The following is a 21,575-nucleotide window of genomic DNA, read 5'->3' as shown; positions in this document are numbered from 1 at the left end:
GTGGCGCTGGAGCAGTGCGCTCCGGACGCGGGGGTGTGGGGGACGCTGCGCCGGGGCGAGGACGGCCCGGCCGGGCAGATCCGCGCGCTCGGCGACGCCTGGACGCGGGGCGTCCGCGTCGACTGGTCCCCGTGGTTCTCCGGCCTGCGCCCGCTGCCCGACCTGCCGACCTACCCCTTCCAGCGCCGCCGGCACTGGCTGACGCCCGAGGAGCAGCGCCGCGACCAGGGCGGCGACCCGGAGTTCTGGAACGCCGTCGAGGGCGGCGCCGAGTCGCTCGCCGACGAACTCGGCCTGACCGCCGACGCCGTCGAACCGGTGCTCGACGGGCTGGCGTCCTGGCGGGCGCGCCGGAAGCTGGCGTCCACGATCGACGGTTGGCGGTACGCGGTCGGCTGGGTCCCGCTGCCCGTCCCCACCCCCACCCCCGCCTCCGCGCCCGCCTCCGGACCGGGGCGCCCCGAGGGCCGGTGGCTGCTCGTCAGGCCCGAGGGCGTCGACACCCCCGTGCCGGACGGCCTCCTCCCGGACGCCGACGTGCTGGTCCTGGACGCCGCCGCCGACCGGGCCGCGATGGCCGCCGCCCTGCCCTCCGGGCCGTACGACGGCGTGGTGTCGCTGCTGGCCCTCGACGAGAGGCCGGTGCCGGACCACCCCCTGGTCGCACGCGCCGTCGCCGGCTCGCTGACGCTGCTCCAGGCACTCGGCGACGCCGGGATCGACGCCCCCGCCTGGGTCCTCACCCGGGGCGCGGTCGGCGTCGGCGGCGCCCCGCTCAGCCTCGCCCAGGCCGAGGTCTGGGGCCTGGGCCGGATCGCCGGGCTCGAACTGCCCGGCCGCTGGGGCGGACTGGTCGACCTGCCCGAGACGCCGGACGCCCGCTCCGAGGAGATCCTCGCCGCCGTCCTCGCCGGCGCCCTGGGCGCGGAGGACCAGCTCGCGATCCGCGCCGACGGACTGTGGACCCGCCGGATCACCCCGGCGCCGGCCCGCCGGGGCGGGGAGGGCTGGCGGCCCCGGGGCACCGTCCTGGTCACCGGCGGCACCGGCGCGCTCGGCTCCCGGATCGCCCGATGGGCCGCCGCGAACGGCGCCGAACGGATCGTCCTGACCAGCCGGCGCGGCCCCGGGGCGCCCGGCGCCGCCCGGCTGGGCGACGACCTGGCCGCGCTCTGCCCCGAGGTCCGGATCGTCGCGTGCGACCTGGCCGACCGGGCCTCCGTCGAGGCGCTGCTGGCCGAGGCCGGCCCCGTCGACGCCGTCGTGCACGCGGCCGGGACCGGCGCGAACGTGCCGTTCGACGAGACCGACGTCGCCCTCGTCGAGCGCCTGCTCGCGGGGAAGGTCGCCGGCGCCGTCCACCTCGACGCCCTGGTCGGCGACGTGGACGCGTTCGTCACCTTCTCGTCCATGTCCGGCGTCTGGGGCAGTCAGGCGCACGCCGCCTACGCGGCCGCCAACGCCGCCCTGGACGCGCTCGCCGAGCAGCGGCGGGCCCGCGGCGGCAGGATGACCGCCGTCGCCTGGGGCTCGTGGGACGAGGCCGGGATGGCCTCGGCCGAGGTCGGGGCCCAGCTGCGCCGGCGCGGCATCGTCCAGATGGCGCCGGAACTCGCGATCGAGGCGCTGCGCCGCGCGGTCGCCCAGGACGACACCACGATCTGCGTGGCCGACGTCGACTGGCCGCGCTTCACCGAACTCTTCACCGCCGAGCGGCCCCGGCCGCTGATCGGCGACATCCCCGCCGTCCGGGACGCGCTGGCGCAGGCGGCGGAGCCCACCGGGGACGGGTCAGGTCTCGCCGCCCGCCTGGCGGGCCTGCCCGTCGCCGAGCAGGAACGGATCGTCCTCGCCTGCGTCCGGTCCGGCGCCGCCGCCGTGCTCGGCCACCCCTCCGTCGACGACATCGCACCCCGCAGGCCGTTCCGCGAGCTGGGCTTCGACTCGCTGACCGCCGTCGACCTGCGCAACCGGCTGCGCGCCGAGACCGGCCTGCCGTTGTCGGCCACGGTCGTCTTCGACCACCCGAACGCCGCCGCGCTGGCCGCGCACCTGCTGGCCCGGGCCGGCGGCACCGCCGCCCCCGCACCCGCCGTCGCCGTCACCACGGCCGACCGGGGCGAGCCCCTGGCGATCACCGCGATGAGCTGCCGCTTCCCGGGCGGCGTCGGCTCGCCGGAGGACCTGTGGCGACTGGTGACCGACGGCGTCGACGCGATGTCACCGTTCCCCACCGACCGCGGCTGGTACCTCGGGGACCTGGTCAACGCGGACTCGGCGGTGCGCGGCACCACCTACACCAGCGAGGGCGGGTTCCTCGACGACGTCGCCGGCTTCGACGCCCGCCTGTTCGGGATCACGCCGCGCGAGGCCGTCGCGATGGACCCGCAGCAGCGGCTGCTGCTGGAGTGCGCCTGGGAGGCCCTGGAACGCGGCGGCCTGGACCCGCTGGGCCTGCACGGCACCCGGACCGGCATGTTCGCCGGAACGAACGGCTCGGACTACCTGTGGTCGATGGGCGTCTTCCCCAGCGAGCTGGAGGGCCACCTCGGCACCGGCAACGCGGCCAGCGTCCTGTCCGGGCGGGTCTCGTACACGTTCGGCCTCGAAGGCCCCGCGATGACCGTCGACACCGGCTGCTCCTCGTCGCTGGTCGCGCTGCACCTGGCCGGGCAGGCGCTGCGGGCCGGTGAGTGCGACCTCGCGCTGGTGGGCGGCGTCACGGTCATGTCGACGCCCGGCCCGTTCGTCGAGTTCAGCCGGAAGGGCGGGCTGGCCGGCGACGGCCGCTGCAAGTCCTTCGCCGCCGCCGCGGACGGCACCGGCTGGGGCGAGGGCGTCGGCGTGCTGGTGGTCGAGCGGCTCTCGGACGCGCAGCGACTGGGTCACCCGGTCCTCGCCGTGGTCCGGGGCAGCGCGGTCAACCAGGACGGTGCGTCCAACGGCCTGACCGCGCCGAGCGGCCCCTCCCAGCAGAAGGTCATCCTCCGGGCGCTGGCCGACGCGCGCCTCGAACCCGCCGACATCGACGCGGTCGAGGCGCACGGGACGGGCACCACGCTGGGCGACCCGATCGAGGCCAACGCGCTGCTGGCCACCTACGGAGCCGGCCGCACCGGCGACCCGCTCTGGCTCGGGTCGGTGAAGTCGAACATCGGCCACACCCAGGCGGCGGCCGGCATGGCCGGGCTGATGAAGACGGTGATGGCGATGCGGCACGGCGTGCTGCCGAAGACGCTGCACGTCGACGAGCCCTCCCCGCACATCGACTGGGCGCTGGGCGGCGTCGAGCTGCTCACCGAGGCCCGCCCCTGGCCGAGGACCGGCCGGCCGCGCCGGGCCGGGGTGTCAGCGTTCGGCGTCAGCGGGACGAACTCGCACGTCATCCTCGAAGAAGCACCGGAGGCGTCCCGGCCCCGGCCCGAGGCCGGGACGCAGCCCGAGCCGAAGTCCGAGCCGAAGTCCGGGTCGCAGTCCGGGTCGCAGGGGGAGCCCGAGCCGGGCCGGCCGGTACCGCTGCCGCTGTCCGGCGCCGACGACGGCGCGGTCCGCGCCCAGGCCCTGGCGCTGCGGGACGTCCTCACCGCCGGGGCTTCCCCGGCCGACGTCGGAGCGACGCTGGTGGGCCGGGCGGCGCTCCCGGTGCGGGCGGTGGCGTGGGACGCGGAGGGTCTGGAGGCGGTGGCCGCGGGTCTGGGCCCGGTCGCCGGGTCGCCGTCGGGCAGCTCGGACGTGGTGTTCGTGTATCCGGGTCAGGGTGGTCAGTGGCTGGGTATGGCGGTGGGGCTGCTGGAGTCGCGAGCGTTCGCGGATCGTCTGCGGGAGTGTGATGCGGCGCTGTTGCCGTTGACGGGGTTCTCGGTGGAGGCGGTGCTGCGGGGCGGGGACGACTGGTTGGCGCGGGTGGAGGTGGTGCAGCCGGTGCTGTGGGCGGTGGGTGTCGCCCTCACGGCGTGGTGGGAGTCGTACGGCGTGGTGCCCGCCGCGGTGGTGGGTCACTCGCAGGGTGAGGTGGTCGCCGCGGTGGTGGCGGGGGCGCTCACGATCGAGGACGGGGCGCGGGTGGTCGCGGCGCGTTCCGGGGCGCTGGTCGGACTGGACGGGCACGGCGGCATGGCCTCCGTCGGCGCCACGCCCGACGACGTCGCGGACTGGCTGGCGGGCCCGGAGTGGGCCGGCCTGGTGGTGGCCGCCGTGAACTCCCCGTCGCAGGTGGTGGTGGCGGGCGAGCGGCCGCTCGTCGAGGCGTTCGTGCCCTGGTGCGAGAGCCGCGCAGTCCGGGCCCGGCTGGTCGGCGTCGGGTACGCGTCGCACTCGCCGCAGGTGGAGCCCGCGCGTGAGGCCGTGTCGGCCGCACTGGGCGAGGTGCGCGGCGCGGCCCCGCGCATCCCGTGGTACTCGACGGTGACGGGGGAGCAGGTCACCGAACCGGTGGACGCCGCCTACTGGTGGTCGAACCTGCGGGAACAGGTCCGCTTCGCGCCGGTCGTGGAGAAGCTGGCGGCGAACGGCTTCCGGCTGTTCGCCGAGGTCTCCGGGCACCCGGTGCTCACCATGGCCCTGGAGCAGTGCGCCCCCGACGCCGGGATCTGGGGGACGCTCCGCCGGGGCGAGGACGGCCCGGCCGGGCGGATCCGCGCACTCGGCGAGGCGTGGGTCCGCGGGATCGAGGTCGACTGGCGGGCCTGGCCCACCGACGGCCGCCGCCTGCCCGACCTGCCCACCTACCCCTTCCAGCACCGCCGCTACTGGCTCTCGCCGGACCACGCGGGCGAGCCCCTCACCCGGGACACCGGCCTGCGCCACACCGTCGGCTGGGCCCCCGTGACGCCCGGCGCCGGTGCCCGGCTCACCGGCCGCTGGCTGGTCGTCGCACCCGCCGTACCCCACCCGCTCGTGGCGGCCGTCACGGCGCACCTGGCCTCGGCCGGTGCGGACGTGGTGACCGCCGGCGCGGGCGACGACGTCCCGCCCGGCGGGACCGCGGGCGTCGTGTCCCTGCTGGCGCTCGACGAGCGCCCGCATCCCGACCACCCGGCCGTACCGCGCGGCCTCGCGGACACCGTCTCCCTGGTGCAGATGCTGGACGGCGTGGACGCCCCGCTGTGGATCGTCACCAGCGGCGCCGTCGCCGTCGGCGGCGAACCGGTGCGCAGCCTCGCGCAGGCCCAGGTCTGGGGCCTCGGCCGGGTCGCCGCACTCGAACACCCCGGCCGGTGGGGCGGCCTGGTCGACCTGCCCGAGGCCGGCGCCGACGGGCTCACCGCGACGGGCCCCGCCGCCGACGGGCTCGCCGCGCTCCTCGCCACGACGGGCGGCGAGGACCAGATCGCGCTCCGCGACGGGCAGCCCTGGGGCCGCCGCCTGCGGCCCGCCCCGGCGACGGCCGAAGCCGGCTGGCGTCCGCGCGGAACCGTCCTGATCACCGGCGGCACCGGCGCACTGGGCGGGCACACCGCCCGCTGGGCCGTCCGCAACGGCGCGACCGGCGTGGTCCTGGCCGGGCTCCGGGGCCCGGACGCCCCCGGAGCCGAAGCCCTTCGCGCGGAACTCGCCGAGACCGGCGCGCAGGTGACCGTCGTCGCCTGCGACCTCACCGTCCGGGAGCAGGTGGACTCGCTCGTCGCCGGCCTCCCCGCCGACCTCAGCGCCGTCGTGCACGCGGCGGGCGTCGCCCAGGACACCCCCGTCGCCGACCTGACAGCGGCCGAGACCGCGGCCGTGACGGGCGCCCGCGTCACCGGGGCGCTCCTCCTGGACGAGCTCCTGGCCGGCACCGAGCTGGACGCGTTCGTCGTCTTCACGTCCGTGGCCGGCGTCTGGGGCACCGCCCGGCACCCCGCCTACGCGGCCGCCGACGCCTTCCTCGACGCGTTCGCCGACCGGCGCCGCGCCCAGGGCCGGCCGGCCACGGCCGTCGCCTGGTCACCGTGGGCGGGCGGCGGGATCGCCGCCACGGCGGCGGCGGACGGCTCGCTGCTCCGGCTCGGCATCCGGCCGCTGGACCCCGGCCGGGCGGTGGCCGAACTGGCCGCCGCACCGGCGTCGCTGGTCGTCGCGGACGTCGACTGGGCCCGGTTCCTGCCGGCGTTCGGCCTGGCCCGGACCGGCCGCCTCCTGAGCGAGCTGGAGGCCGCCGCCGACCGCGGCCCGGACCGGCCCGAGGACACCGACGCCGCCGCCGCGCTCCGCGACCGCCTGGCCGCCCTGCCGCCCGAGGACGCCGAGCGCGAACTGGTCGACCTGCTGTGGGGACACATCGCGGCCGTCATCGGCATTTCCCGCGCCGACAGGATTCCGCCGGACCGTGCTTTCCGGGAAATCGGATTCGACTCGGTCACGGCCGTCGAGCTGCGCAACCGGGTGAATGCGTCGACCGGGTTGCGGTGCCCGGCGACACTGGTCTTCGACCATCCCACGCCCGCCGCACTCGCGGCGTATCTGCGAATTCACATGGTTCCGGACAATTCCCGTTCGGTCCTCGACGAACTCGACGGCATAGAGCAGCGGCTCACCGGATCCACCCCGGACACGATCACCGGGACCAAGCTGCGGATCAAACTCCGTTCGCTGCTGTCCCTGCTGGACGCGGGGGGTTCCGAGGCGTCCGCGGCGGCGCCGGGGACGCCCTCCGGGGATTCCGACGACGACCTGCTGAAGTTCATCGACTCGCAGCTCGGACGGGCCTGAGCGGGCAGGCCCCTAGGGGAGCGCTAGGGGTTCCGGGTGGCAATCCGGAGCTCCTAGCCTCAGCGTCGGGCTGCTTTTCGAGGCCTTCGATTTCGGACGTCGCTCGATTCGACGTGCGTTCGGTCATCCGCAGAGGTGAAGCTGAATGGCAACTGAGGAAACCCTTCGCGATTACCTCAAGTTGGTGAGCGCGGACCTGGCCCAGACCCGCCGGCGCCTCACCGAGCTGGAATCCGCGGAACAGGAGCCGATCGCCGTCGTGGCGATGGGGTGCCGGTACCCCGGCGGGGTGTCCTCCCCCGAGGACCTCTGGGCCTTGGTGGACGAGGGCCGGGACGCCGTCTCCGGGTTTCCCACGGACCGGGGCTGGGAGGGCTGGTTCGCCCCGGCCGCGGCGGCCGAGGACGACGTCCGCACCGGCGGTTTCCTCCACGACGCCGGCGACTTCGACCCCGCGTTCTTCGGGATCAGCCCGCGCGAGGCGCTGGCGATGGACCCGCAGCAGCGGGTCCTGCTCGAAGTGGCCTGGGAGACCTTCGAGAACGCCCGGATCGACCCGGCGACGCTGCGCGGCACCCAGGCCGGCGTCTTCGTCGGCGGCAGCTACCTGGGGTACAGCTCGTACGTCGAGGACCTGCCCGACGGCGTCCTCGGCCACCTGCTCACCGGCACCGCCCCGGCCGTCCTCTCCGGCCGGCTGGCCTACACGTTCGGCCTGGAGGGCCCGGCCGTCACCATCGACACCGCCTGCTCCTCCTCGCTGGTCGCCCTGCACCTGGCCTGTCGCGCCCTGCGCAGCCGGGAGTGCTCGATCGCACTCACCGGCGGCGTGGCGGTCATGTCGACCCCGGACTCCTTCGGCCAGTTCGCCAAGCAGGGCGGTCTCGCCGCCGACGGCCGGTGCAAGTCCTTCGCGGAGGGCGCGGACGGCACCGGCTGGGGCGAGGGCGTCGGCATGCTGCTGGTCGAGCGCCTCTCGGACGCGCAGCGCCTGGGGCACCCCGTCCTCGCGGTGATCCGGGGCAGCGCGGTCAACCAGGACGGCGCGTCCAACGGCCTGACCGCGCCGAACGGTGGCGCCCAGCAGCGCGCCATCCTCCAGGCCCTGGTGTCGGCCGGTCTCTCCCCGGCCGACGTGGACGCGGTGGAGGCGCACGGCACGGGGACCCGGCTGGGCGACCCGATCGAGGCCCAGGCGCTGCTGGCGACGTACGGCCAGGACCGGGCCGGCGGCGAGCCGCTCCGCCTGGGGTCGCTGAAGTCGAACATCGGGCACACGCAGGCGGCGGCCGGTGTCGCCGGGATCATCAAGATGGTGCAGTCGATGCGGCACGGGGTCCTTCCCCGGACGCTGCACGTGGACGCGCCGTCGTCCCAGGTCGATTGGTCGGCCGGGTCGGTGGAGCTGCTGACGGAGGCACGGCCCTGGCCGGCGGGCGAGCGGCCCCGCCGTGCCGGTGTGTCGTCCTTCGGGATCAGCGGGACCAACGCGCACGTGATCGTGGAGGAGGCACCCGCGCCGGTGCCGGCGGGCGAGCCGGTGGCGGCGACCCCGCTGCCGGTGGTGCCGCTGGTGGTGACCGCACGCTCCGCCGATTCGCTGGAGGCCCAGGTCCGGCGGGTGCGGGCGCTGACCGCGGATCCGTCGGACATCGGGGTGGCCCTGACCGCGCGGCCGGTGCAGGAGCAGCGGGCCGTGCTGCTGGGCGACGCGGTGGTGCGGGGCACGGCGGTCGAGGGCCGGCTGGCGGTGGTGTTCACCGGTCAGGGGTCGCAGCGGGTTGGCATGGGTCGCGGGTTGTCGGAGGCGTTCCCGGTGTTCGCGACCGCCTATGACGAGGCGTGCGAGGCGCTGGGGCTGAGGCTGCACGGGCTGGACGCGGAGTCGCTGGACCGGACGGGTTCGGCGCAGCCGGCGATCTTCGCGGTGGAGGTGGCGCTGCTGGCGCTGGTCCGTTCGTGGGGTGTGACGCCGGATGTCGTGGCGGGTCACTCGGTGGGTGAGATCACGGCCGCCCACGCTGCCGGGGTTCTTTCCCTGGCGGATGCGGCGAAGCTGGTGGCGGCGCGGGGCCGGTTGATGCAGGCGCTGCCGTCGGGTGGCGCGATGCTGGCCGTCGGGGCGTCGGAGGCCGAGGTGTGCGGGGCGTTCCCGGACATCGACCTCGCGGCGGTCAACGGCCCGGCCGCGGTGGTCGTGTCGGGCGCCGAGGACGAGATCGTGCGGATCGCCGGACTCGCTGCCGAGCGGGGTTGGAAGACGTCGAGGCTGCGGACGAGTCACGCGTTCCACTCCCGGCTGATGGAGCCGATGCTGGCGGAGTTCCGGGCCGTGGTGAGCGGTCTGGCCTTCCACGACCCGGTGCTTCCCGCCGTCTCGACGGTGACGGGCGAGGCCGTGACGCCCGGTCAGTGGTCGGACCCGGAGTACTGGGTCGACCAGGTCCGCCGCCCGGTCCGCTTCGCCGACGCCGTCACCGCCCTCGACGCGGACCGGGTCCTCGAACTCGGCCCCGACGGCGTCCTGACCGCGCTGATCGCCCGCGAGAGCGGCCCCGACACGGTCGCTGTCGCCGCCCTGCGCCGCGACCGCGACGAGGCCACCACGCTGCTCACCGCCGTCGCCGAATTGTTCGTCCACGGGCAGCCCGTCACCTGGCGGGTCCTCTTCGACGGCACCGGCGCCCGCCCGACCGACCTGCCCACCTACCCCTTCTCCCACCAGCGGTACTGGCTCCGTCCGACCCCCCGCGAGGCCGTCGCAGCGACGGACGCGGACGCCGGCTTCTGGGCCGCGATCGACTCCGCCGACCTCAGCGTCGTCGCCAACGAGCTGCGCATCGACGCCGAGGCCCACCGGGAGACACTCGGCGCGCTCGTCCCGGCGCTCTCCTCCTGGCGCCGCCGCAAGCAGCAGCGGGACGTGGCCGACGGCTGGTGCTACCGGGAGACCTGGACGGCGCTGCCCGACCCGACCTCCCGGCCCCTCACCGGCACCTGGGTCCTGGTCGCGCCCGCCGCCACCGATGCCGCCGCCACCGATGCCGCCGACGGCGTCGAGGAGGTCCTCACCCGGGCCGGCGCCGCCGTCGTGACCGTCCCCGCCGCCGACCGGGCCACGCTCGCGGCCCGGCTGCGCGAGCTCGACGGCGTCACCGGCGTCGTCTCGCTGCTCGCGCTGGGCGACGCCTCGGAGACGGCCGACGAGGACGGCGTCCCCGCGGCGCTGTCCGGCACGCTCGCCCTCGCCCAGGCCGTCGAGGACGCCGCCGTCACCGCCCCCCTGTGGATCCTCACCCGCGGCGCGGTCAGCACCGGGCCCGACGACCGCGTCACCGGTGTCGCCCGGGTCGAGACCTGGGCGCTGGGCCGGGTGGTCGGCCTGGAGTACCCGGACCGCTGGGGCGGCCTGCTGGACCTCCCCGACACCCTCGACCCGCGCGCCGCCGACCGGCTCGTCACGGTCCTCGCCGGCGGCCTCGACGCCGAGGACCAGATCGCGATCCGCCCGGCCGGCCTGTTCGTCCGCCGCCTCGCGCACGCCGCGGCCGGGCCCGACGAGGGCTGGCAGCCGCGCGGCACCGTCCTCGTCACCGGCGGCACCGGCGCGCTCGGCGGTCAGGTGGCCCGCTGGGCCGCCGCCCAGGGCGCCGCCCACCTCGTCCTCGCCGGCCGGCGCGGGCCTGACGCGCCCGGTGCCCACGAGCTGGCCGACGAGATCCGCGCCACCGGCGCGCGCGTCACCCTCGTCGCCACCGACCTGGCCGACCGCGCCGCGGTCGCCGCCCTCCTCGACCTCGCCGGCGCCGACCCGCAGGCCCCGCTCACCGCGGTCGTCCACGCCGCGGGCATCGCGCACGGCGCGCCCCTGGCCGACCTCGACGCGGCCGCGCTCGCCCCGGTGCTCGCCGGGAAGACCGCCGGGGCCCTGCACCTCGACGAACTCCTCGGCGACACGGAGCTCGACGCGTTCGTCCTGTTCTCCTCGATCGCCGCCACCTGGGGCAGCGGCTGGGGCGGCGCCTACGCGGCCGCCAACGCCGGCCTCGACGCCCTGGCGCTGCGCCGCCGGGCCCGCGGCCTGGCCGCCACCTCGCTCGCCTGGGGCCCGTGGGCCGAGGCGGGCATGGCCACCGAGGGCGACACCGGCGCCGCGCTGAGCCGGCGCGGACTGGCCCCGATGGCCCCCGACCTGGCGATCGACGTCCTGCGGCGGGCCGCCGCAGGAGTCGCGCCGCTGCTCACCGTCGCCGACGTCGACTGGGCGTCCTTCGTCGAGACGTTCGCCGCCGCCCGCCGCCGGCCCCTGCTGGAGGACCTGCCGGAGGTCGCCGGCCTGGCCGGCGACGTGCCGGTGGCCGAGACGGGCTGGCGCTCCCGGCTGGCCGACCTGCCCCCGGCGCAGCGCGAGGCCGCCCTGGTGGACCTGGTCCGGGGCCACGCCGCGCACGTCCTGGGCTACCCGTCCGCCGACGCGATCGCGGTCAAGCGCCCGTTCCGCGAGCTGGGCTTCGACTCGCTCACCGCGGTCGAGCTCCGCAACGCGCTGGCCGCCGAGACCGGGCTGCGCCTCTCCCCGACCCTCGCGTTCGACTACCCGACGCCGCTGGCGCTCGCCCGGTACCTCCGCGAGGAGGTCTCCGGCGTCGAGGCCGCCCCGGCGGTCGCCGCGTCGGTGGCCGTACCCGCCGACGACGACCCGATCGTGCTCACCGCGATGGCCTGCCGCTTCCCCGGCGGCGTCGGCACGCCCGACGAGCTGTGGGACCTGGTCGCGGCGGAGACCGACGCGATCGGCCCGTTCCCGGCCGACCGCGGGTGGGACCTCGACGGCCTCTACGACCCCGACGCCGACCGGGCCGACCGGTCGGGCACCTCCTACACCGTCAACGGCGGCTTCGTCCGCGACGCCGACCGCTTCGACCCGGGCCTGTTCGGCATCAGCCCGCGCGAGGCCCTCGCGATGGACCCCCAGCAGCGGCTGCTGCTGGAGACCGCGTGGGAGACGTTCGAACGGGCCGGCCTCGACCCGCTCGCGCTCCGCGGCCGACAGGTCGGCGTCTTCGTCGGCACCACCCACCAGGGGTACGTCTCCCTGCTGGAGGAGAGCGCCGAGGACCTGAGCGGGTACCTCGGCACCGGCAGCGCCGGCAGCGTCGCCTCCGGGCGGATCGCCTACACCTTCGGCCTCGAAGGGCCGGCCGTCTCCGTCGACACCGCCTGCTCGTCCTCGCTGGTCGCCCTGCACCTCGCCGCGCAGGCACTCCGCCAGGGCGAGTGCGGCATGGCACTGGTCGGCGGCGTGACGATCATGGCCACCCCCGGCACGTTCACCGAGTTCTCCCGCCAGCGCGGGCTGGCCACCGACGGCCGGTGCAAGTCCTTCGCCGCCGCCGCCGACGGCACCGGCTGGGCCGAGGGCGTCGGCATGCTGCTCGTCGAGCGGCTGTCCTCGGCGAGGGCCGCCGGGCGCGAGGTGCTGGCCGTCGTGCGCGGCAGTGCGGTCAACCAGGACGGCGCCTCGAACGGCCTCACCGCCCCCAACGGCCCGTCCCAGCAGCGCGTCATCCGCCAGGCCCTGGCGAACGCCGGCCTGACGCCGCAGGACGTCGACGCCGTCGAGGCGCACGGCACCGGGACGACACTCGGCGACCCGATCGAGGCCCAGGCGCTGCTGGCCACCTACGGCCAGGAGCGGGACGGCGAGCCGCTCTGGCTCGGCTCGGTGAAGTCCAACATCGGCCACACCCAGTCCGCCGCCGGTGCGGCCGGCATCATCAAGATGGTCCTCGCCATGCGGCACGGGCGGCTGCCCAGGACGCTGCACGTCGACGCGCCGACCCCGCAGGCCGACTGGAGCTCCGGCGCCGTCGCGCTGCTGACCGAGGCCCGGCCCTGGGCCGCCGGGCCGAAGCCCCGCCGGGCGGGCGTGTCCGCGTTCGGCGTCAGCGGCACCAACGCCCACGTCATCCTGGAGGAGCCGCCCGCCGTCGTCGAGCAGGACGAACGCCCGCGCGGCCGCAGCACGCTGCCGGTGCTGCCGGTCGTCGTCTCCGCGGCCACCGAGGCCGGCCTCGACGCGCAGACCGAACGCCTCCGCGACTGGCTCGACTCCCGCCCGGACACCGACCTCCTCGACCTCGCCCGGACCACCGCGGGCCGGGCCGCACTCACCCACCGGGCCGCCTACCTGGCGCCCAACCGGGCCCAGCTGCTCCGCGCGCTCAAGCGGCGGGAGACCGCGGCCCGGGGTGAGGCGGGCGACGGCAGGCTCGCCCTGCTCTTCACCGGCCAGGGCGCGCAGCGCCTCGCCATGGGCGAACAGCTCTACGCGGCCTTCCCGGTCTTCGCGACCGCGTTCGACGACGTCTGCGCGCACCTCGACCCGCTGCTCGACGAGCCGCTGCGGCTGGTCGTCTTCGCCGACCCGGACGCGCTCGACCGGACCGCGTACGCGCAGCCCGCCCTGTTCGCGGTCGAGACGGCGCTGCTGGCCCTGCTCCGGCACTGGGGCGTGACGCCCGACGTCGTCGCCGGTCACTCGATCGGCGAGATCACCGCCGCCCACGCCGCGGGGGTCCTCACCCTGCCCGACGCGGCGGTGCTGGTCGCGGCCCGGGGCCGGCTCATGCAGGCGCTGCCCCCGGGTGGCGCGATGCTCGCGGTCGGCGCGTCCGAGGCCGAGGTGCGCGCGGCGTTCCCGGACGTCGACGTCGCCGCGGTGAACGGGCCGGACGCGGTCGTGCTCTCCGGCGCCGCCGAGGACATCGCCCGGATCACCGGTCCGGCCGCGGAACGCGGCTGGAAGACCGGCCGCCTGCGGACGAGCCACGCCTTCCACTCCCGGCTCATGGAGCCGATGCTGGACGCGTTCCGCGCGGTCGTCCGCGGGCTCGATCTCGCCGCGCCGCAGCTCGCCGCGGTCTCCACCGTCGAACCCGGGGAACCGCTGCGCTGGACCGACCCCGAGTACTGGGTCGACCAGGTCCGCCGCCCGGTCCGCTTCGCCGACGCCGTCACCGCGCTGACCGCGCAGGGCGTCACCCGCTTCCTGGAGGTCGGCCCGGACGGCGTGCTGACCGCCCTGGTCGGCGCCAACGCGCCGGACGCGCTCGCCGTCCCGACCCTGCGCCGCGACCGGGACGAGGTCACCACCCTGCTGACCGGCGTCGCGACGGTGTTCACCCGGGGCGCCGAGGTCGACTGGACGGGCGTCCTCGACGGCGCCGGCGCCCCGCTGTCCGACCTGCCGACCTACGCCTTCCAGCGGCAGCGCTACTGGCCGCAGGCCACCACCGGCGCGGGCACCGACCCGGCGAGCCTCGGCCTGGGCCCGGCCGATCACCCGCTCCTCGGGGCGGCGGTGCCGCTGGCCGGCGGCGAGGGCACCGTCCTCACCGGCCGCCTCTCGCTGCGCGCACAGCCCTGGCTGGCCGACCACACGATCCTGGGCACCGTCCTGGTGCCGGGCACGGCGCTGCTCGAACTCGCCCTCGCCGCGGGCGCCGTGGTCGGCGCCCCCGCCGTCGACGAGCTGGTGCTCCGGCAGCCGCTCCGGCTCGGCGCCGCGGACAGCGTCGCCGTGCAGGTCAGCGTCGGCGCCGAGGACGGGACCGGCCGTCGCCCGGTCACCGTCCACTCCCACCCGGGCGAGCCCGCCGCCGGGACCGAGGACGCCTGGACCGTCCACGCCACCGGCTTCGTCGGCGCGGCCCGGACGGCCGGCGAGGCGTTCGGCTGGCCGCCGGCCGGGGCGACCCGCCTGCCCACCGAGGACCTCTACGACCGGCTGGCCGTCGCCGGCTACACGTACGGGCCGGCCTTCCGGGGCCTGCGCGAGGTCTGGCGACAGGGCGACGACCTCTTCGTCGAGGCGGAACTGACCGGCGAACCCGACGGGTTCGGCGTGCACCCCGCGCTGCTCGACGCCGTCCTGCACGGCCTGAGCACCGGCGAGGACACCGAGGCCGCCGCCGACGGCGAAACCCGCCTGCCCTTCGCGTTCACGGGCGTCACCGTGCACGCCGACGGTGCCGGACTGCTGCGCGCCCGGCTCCGGCCGTCCGGCGAGAGCGTCCGGGTCGACGCGGTCGACGCCGCCGGCGCTCCCGTGGCCACCGTCGAGGGTCTCGTCTTCCGCCCGGTCGGCGCGGACGGGACCACGGCCGGTCGCACCGAGGCGGCCCGCTCGCTGTTCACCGTCGAGTGGACCGCGCAGGACCCGGCCGCCCCGGCCACGCTCCCGACCGGCTCCCCGGCCGACCGTCCGGTCGTGATCGCGCTCGGCGAGCCGCTGCCGGCCCCCGCGCCGGTGCTCGCCGTGGACGCGACGGCGCCCGGCGCCGCCCGCGACCGGGCCGCCGACCTGCTGACGCTGCTGCAGGACTGGCTGGCCGACCCCGCCTGGTCGGACTCCCGGCTGGTGGTGCGCACCTTCGGCGCCGTCGGCGAGGAGATCACCGACCCCGACGGCGCCGCCCTGTGGGGCCTGGTGCGGTCGGCCCAGGCCGAACACCCGGACCGCATCCACCTGCTGGACGCGGCCGAGACCGCGTTCCACCCGCTGCCGCAGGCACTGGTCCGCGACGGCGCGGTCAAGGTGCCGCGCCTGGCCCGGCTGCACGCCGAGGGCCGCGCGGAGTTCGGCGACGGCGTCGTGGTGGTCACCGGCGCCACCGGCACACTCGGCGGCCTCGTCGCCCGCCACCTGGTGCGGGCCCACGGCGTCGGCCGGCTGCTCCTGCTCACCCGCTCCGGCGGGGGCATCGAGATCGAGGGCGCGGAGGTGCGCTCGCTCGCCTGCGACCTGTCCGACCCCGACGCGGTCGCCGCGGCGCTCCGGGACGAGCCGGTCACCGCCGTCGTCCACGCCGCCGGCGCCATCGACGACGGCCTGCTCACCGACCTCACCCCGGAGCGGCTCGACGCCGTCTTCCGGGCGAAGGTCGACGCCGCCCGCAACCTCGCCGCCGCGACGAAGGACAGGACGCTCGGCACCTTCGTCCTCTACTCCTCCGCGGCCGGCCTGTTCGGCAACGCCGGCCAGGCCAACTACGCCGCCGCCAACGCCTTCCTGGACGCCTACGCGACCGAACTGCGCGCACAGGGAGTCCCCGCGACCTCCCTCGCCTGGGGCCTGTGGGACGCCGGCCTCGGGGCCGCGCTCTCCGAGGCGGACCTGCGCAGGCTGGCCCGGGGCGGCTTCGGCGCGCTGGACGCCGAAGCCGGCCTCGCGCTCTTCGACGCCGCCCTCGCCGCCGACCGCCCGGTCGCCGTCCCGCTCCGGCTCGACCTGGCCGTGCTCCGCGGCGCCGAGGGCCTGCCCCCGCTGCTGCACGGCCTGGTCCCGAACGCCGGGCGCCGGCGCGCCGCCACGGCCGGGACCGCGACCGGCGGCGGCACCCTGGCCCGCCACCTCGCCGGACTGGCGGACGCCGAACGGGTCCAGGCCGCCCTGGCCACCGTCCGCACCCAGGCCGCCGCCGTCCTCGGCTACCCCGGCCCCGACGCCGTCCCCGTCGCCCGGGCCTTCCGCGAGCTGGGCTTCGACTCGCTCACCGCCGTCGAGCTGCGCAACGCGCTCACCGCCGAGACCGGGCTGCGGCTCCCCGCGACCCTGATCTTCGACTACCCGAACGCCACCGCCCTCGCCGAGTTCCTCACCACCGAACTGTCCGGCGCGGCCCCGGCCCCGGTCACGGCCCCCGCCCCGACCGCCACCACCCCGGCCGACGACGACCCCGTCGTGATCGTCGGGATGGCCTGCCGCTACCCGGGCGGGATCACCACTCCGGACGAGCTGTGGAAGCTGGTGGACGAGGGCCGGGACGGCATCGGCCTGTTCCCGACCGACCGCGGCTGGGACGTCGAGGGGCTCTACCACCCCGACCCGGACCACCCCGGCACCTCCTACGCCCGCGAAGGCGGATTCCTCTACGAGGCCGCGCACTTCGACCCGGGCCTGTTCGGGATCAGCCCCCGCGAGGGCATGGCGATGGACCCGCAGCAGCGCCTGCTGCTCGAATCCTCCTGGGAGACCCTGGAGCACGCCGGCGTCGACCCGCTGCGCCTGCGCGGCTCCCGCACCGGTGTCTTCGTCGGGCTGATGTACCACGACTACCTCGGCCGGCTGACCGCCGTACCCGAGGAGGTCGAGGGCTTCCTCGGCACCGGCAACTCCGGCAGCGTCGCCTCCGGCCGGATCTCCTACACGCTCGGCCTGGAGGGCCCGGCGGTCACGGTCGACACCGCGTGCTCCTCCTCGCTGGTCGCCCTGCACCTCGCCGCGCAGGCGCTGCGCTCCGGCGAGTGCGACCTCGCGCTGGCCGGCGGCGTGACCGTGATGGCCACCCCGGACACCTTCGTCGGGTTCTCGCGGCAGCGGGGGCTGGCGGCCGACGGCCGGTGCAAGTCCTTCGCGGCGGGTGCGGACGGCACCGGCTGGGGCGAGGGCGTCGGCATGGTGCTCGTCGAGCGGCTCTCCGACGCCCGGCGCCTCGGCCACCGTGTGCTCGCGGTCGTCCGGGGCACCGCCGTGAACCAGGACGGTGCCTCGAACGGCCTCACCGCCCCCAACGGCCCGTCCCAGCAGCGCGTCATCCGCCAGGCGCTGGCGAACGCCGGCCTGACGCCGCAGGACGTCGACGCCGTCGAGGCGCACGGCACCGGCACGACACTCGGCGACCCCATCGAGGCCCAGGCGCTGCTGGCGACGTACGGGCGGGACCGGGACGGCGGCGAGCCGCTCTGGCTCGGGTCGATCAAGTCGAACCTCGGGCACACCCAGGCGGCGGCCGGGGCGGCCGGCATCATCAAGATGGTCCAGGCGATGCGGCACGGCGTGCTGCCCCGCACGCTGCACGTCGACGCGCCCACCCCCCAGGTCGACTGGGCGTCCGGGGACGTGGAACTGCTCACCGAGGCCCGCCCCTGGCCGCGCGCCGCGCACCCCCGCCGGGCCGGGGTCTCCTCCTTCGGCATCAGCGGCACCAACGCCCACGTCATCCTGGAGGAACCCCCCGCCCAGGAGGTCGCGCCGCGCCCGACCGTGACCCGCACGGTGCCGCTGGTGGTGTCGGCCAACGACCCGGCGGCGCTGGCCGAACTGGTCGAGCGGACACCGGCCCTGCTCCGCGACCGCCCGGACCTCCGGCCCGGGGACCTCGGGCACGCGCTGACCGGCCGCGCCGTGCTGCCGCACCGCGCGGTGCTGCTGAGCCCCGGCACCGGGGAACCGGTGGCGATCGGCCGCGCCGCCGAGGGCCGGCTGGCGGTGGTGTTCACCGGCCAGGGGTCCCAGCGGGTCGGCATGGGCCGGGAGTTGTCCGAGGCGTTCCCGGTGTTCGCGACGGCCTTCGACGAGGTGTGTGCGGCGCTGGACCTTCCGCTGCGGGAGGTCCTGGGCGACCGGGAACGGTTGGACCGGACCGCGTGGGCGCAGCCGGCGATCTTCGCGGTGGAGGTGGCGTTGCTCGCACTCGTGCGCTCGTGGGGTGTGACCCCGGACGTGGTCGCCGGTCACTCGGTGGGTGAGATCACGGCCGCGTACGCCGCCGGGGTCCTCTCCCTGGCGGACGCGGCGAAGTTGGTGGCGGCGCGGGGCCGGTTGATGCAGGCGCTGCCCGCGGGCGGCGCGATGCTGGCCGTCGGGGCGTCGGAGGGGGAGGTGTGCGGGGCGTTCCCGGACATCGACCTCGCGGCGGTCAACGGCCCGGCCGCGGTGGTCGTGTCCGGTGCCGAGGACGAGATCGTGCGGATCGCCGAACTCGCTGCCGAGCGGGGCTGGAAGACGTCCCGCCTGCGGACCAGTCACGCGTTCCACTCCCGCCTGATGGAGCCGATGCTCGACGAGTTCCGCGCGGTCGTCGGGACGCTCGGCCTCGCCGACCCGGCGGTCCCCGCGGTCTCCACGGTGACCGGCGCCCCGGTGGCGCCCGGTCAGTGGTCGGACCCGGCGTACTGGGTGCGACAGGTCCGTGAGCCGGTCCGCTTCGCCGACGCCGTCACCGCCCTCGACGCGGGCCGGATCCTGGAGGTCGGCCCGGACGCCGTCCTCACCGCACTCGTGCAGGACACCGACCCCGAGCGGACCGCCGTCGCGACCCTGCGCCGCGACCGCGGCGAGGTCGAGACGCTGCTCACCGCGGCGGCCCGGCTCTTCGCCGCCGGCCAGGACGTCGACTGGGCCGCCACGTTCGGCCCCGCCCCGGCGCCGGTGCTCGACCTACCCACCTACCCGTTCCAGCACCAGCGGCTCTGGATCGACGTCGTCGACCCGGTCGGGGACCTGGCCGGCATCGGCCTGCACGAGGCCGAACACCCGCTGCTCGGCGCGGCCGTGACGCTCCCGGAGGGCGACGCGCTGCTGTTCACCGGGCGGCTCGCGGCCGGGTCGCCGGGCTGGCTGGCCGACCACACCGTCTTCGGCGTCACGGTCCTCCCCGGCGCCGCCCTGATCGACATCGCCCTCGCCGCCGGTGCCCGGTCCGGAACCCCCGTCCTCGACGAACTGCTGCTCCAGGTGCCGCTCTCGCTGCCGGCCACCGGTGGCGTCGCGCTGCGGGTCACGGTCGGGGCCCCCGGCGACGACGGACGCCGCGCCTTGGCCGTCTACGCGCAGCCCGACGGCGCCGAGGGCTGGACCACGCACGCCACCGGCCACCTCGCCACCGACGACCTCACCACCGACGACCGCGGCACCGGCACCGGGGCGCCGTCGTCGCTCCCCGCGCAGCCGCCGGGCGCCGAACCCGTCCCGCTCGACGGCCTGTACGAACGGCTGGCCGACGCGGGCCTGTCGTACGGCCCCACGTTCCGGGGCCTGGTCGGCGCGGTGCGCGACGGCGACCGGGTGGTCGCCGAGGTGCGGCCGGACGCCGTGGATCCCGACGGGTTCGGCGTGCACCCGGCCCTGCTCGACGCGGCCCTGCACGCGATCGGCGCGACCGGACTGTTCGACGGGACCGTCCGCCTGCCGTTCGCGATCAGCGGCGCACGACTGCACGCCGTCGGCGCCGTCGCGCTCCGCGTCCACCTCACCCTGGTGGGCGACAGCGCGGTCCGGCTGGTCGCCCTCGACAGCACCGGTGCGCCGGTGCTCACCATCGACGAACTGGCCTTCCGCCCCGTCACCGCGGAGCAGGTCGGCACCGTCCGGACGGGCCTCCGGTCGCTGTTCGGGCTGGACTGGGTGGTGCGGGAGGTCTCCGCGTCGGACGCGGCCACGGCCGTGATGGCGCTGGGCGATCCGCTGCCTGCCCCGGCCCCCGTGCTGATCGTGGACGCGACGGCGGCGGGTGCGGCCCGGGAGCGGGCGGCCCGGTTGCTGGTGCTGCTCCAGTCGTGGCTGGCCGACGCGGCGTGGTCCGAATCACGCCTGGTGGTCCGCACGTTCGGTGCGGCGGGCGCGGAGATCACCGACGCCGACGGCGCCGCGCTGTGGGGTCTGGTGCGGTCGGCGCAGGCCGAGCACCCGGACCGGCTCCACCTGGTGGACGCGGCCGAGGACGTGTTCCACCCGCTGCCGCAGGCGGTCGTGCGCGACGGGGTGATCACCGTGCCGCGCCTGGTCCGCGTCGACGGTGCGCGGGCAGTGGAGTTCGGGGACGGCACGGTCGTGGTGACCGGTGCGACCGGCACCCTGGGGCGGCTGGTCGCCCGGCATCTGGTCGAGAACCACGGTGTCCGTGACCTGGTGCTGCTCTCCCGTTCCGGTGGGGACGCCGGACTCGCGCAGGAGCTCGCTCCGGCGAAGGTCCGGGCGGTGGCCTGCGACGTGGCGGACGCGGAAGCCGTCGCCGAGGCCCTGTGGGACGTGCCGGTGACCGCGGTGATCCACGCCGCCGGTGTGCTGGACGACGGGACACTGGAGTCCCTCACCCCGGAGCGGCTCGACGCCGTCCTCCGGGCGAAGGTCGACGCAGCCCGCAACCTCGCCGCCGCGACGAAGGACAGGACGCTCGACGCCTTCGTCCTCTACTCCTCGGCATCCGGCCTGTTCGGCAACGCCGGCCAGGCCAACTACGCCGCCGCCAACACGTTCCTGGACGCCTACGCGACCGAACTGCGGGCCCAGGGCGTCCCGGCGACGTCGATCGCCTGGGGCCTGTGGGACGCCGGAATGGGCGAGACCCTCACCGACGCCGACCGGGACCGCCTGTCCCGCACCGGCTTCGGCGCCCTCACCTCCGCCGACGGCCTCGCCGCCTTCGACGCCGCCCTCGCCGCCGGGCGGCCCCTGGCGGTGCCGATCGCACTCGACCTGGGCGCGGTCCGGGCCGCGGCGGGCGACGCCCCCGTCCACGAGCTGCTGAGTGGGCTCGTCACCGTGCCCCGCCGGGCCACCGACACCGCGCCCGCCCCGACGCTCGCGGCCAGGCTCGCCCCGCTGAACGACGCGGAGCGCGACCGGACCCTGCTCGACCTGGTCCGGGCCCGCACCGCCGGCATCCTCGGGTACGCGTCGCCCAAGGACGTCGAGCCCACCCGCGGGTTCCTCGAACTCGGCTTCGACTCGCTGACCGTGGTGGAGCTCCGCAACCGGCTCCACACCGAGACCGGACTGCGCCTGAGCGCGACCCTGCTCTTCGACCACCCGTCGCCGACCGCACTCGCCCGGCACCTCGGCGAGCTGCTCCGCCCCGACCAGGCACCCGGGGCCGGTCCCGCCGACGCCCTCTACGCCGAGATCGCCGGCCTGGAGGCCCGCCTCAAGGCCGCGGCCCTCGACGACGGGCACCGCGAAGCGGTCGGGCAGCGGCTGCGCACCCTCGCCGCCGCCTGGACCGCGTCCGTGGACGGCGCCGGTACCGACGACATCGAGTCGGCGACCGCCGACGAGATCTTCGACCTCCTCGACGAGCTCGGCACCCAGTGAGCCGGCCCAA

The 21,575-nt window shown here is 76.6% G+C and carries 2 protein-coding genes; both read left to right on the top strand.

The window, feature by feature from the left end; all coding sequences use genetic code 11:
- The first annotated feature begins 33 nt into the window (after positions 1–33).
- On the top strand, positions 34–6,690 hold the full coding sequence (locus tag ACFWIC_RS35010) for an SDR family NAD(P)-dependent oxidoreductase (protein ID WP_380520973.1): 6,657 nt from the start codon (positions 34–36) through the stop codon (positions 6,688–6,690).
- Positions 6,691–6,835: 145 nt separating this feature from the next.
- A complete protein-coding gene (locus tag ACFWIC_RS35005) occupies positions 6,836–21,565 on the top strand; it encodes a type I polyketide synthase (RefSeq protein ID WP_380520971.1) in 14,730 nt (4,909 codons plus the stop codon).
- Positions 21,566–21,575 lie beyond the last annotated feature (10 nt).

This window comes from Kitasatospora sp. NPDC127035 (genome assembly GCF_042726075.1).
GTDB lineage: Bacteria > Actinomycetota > Actinomycetes > Streptomycetales > Streptomycetaceae > Kitasatospora.
Note: the sequence above shows the minus strand (reverse complement) of the source record. Positions and strands in the feature narration are given on the sequence as shown.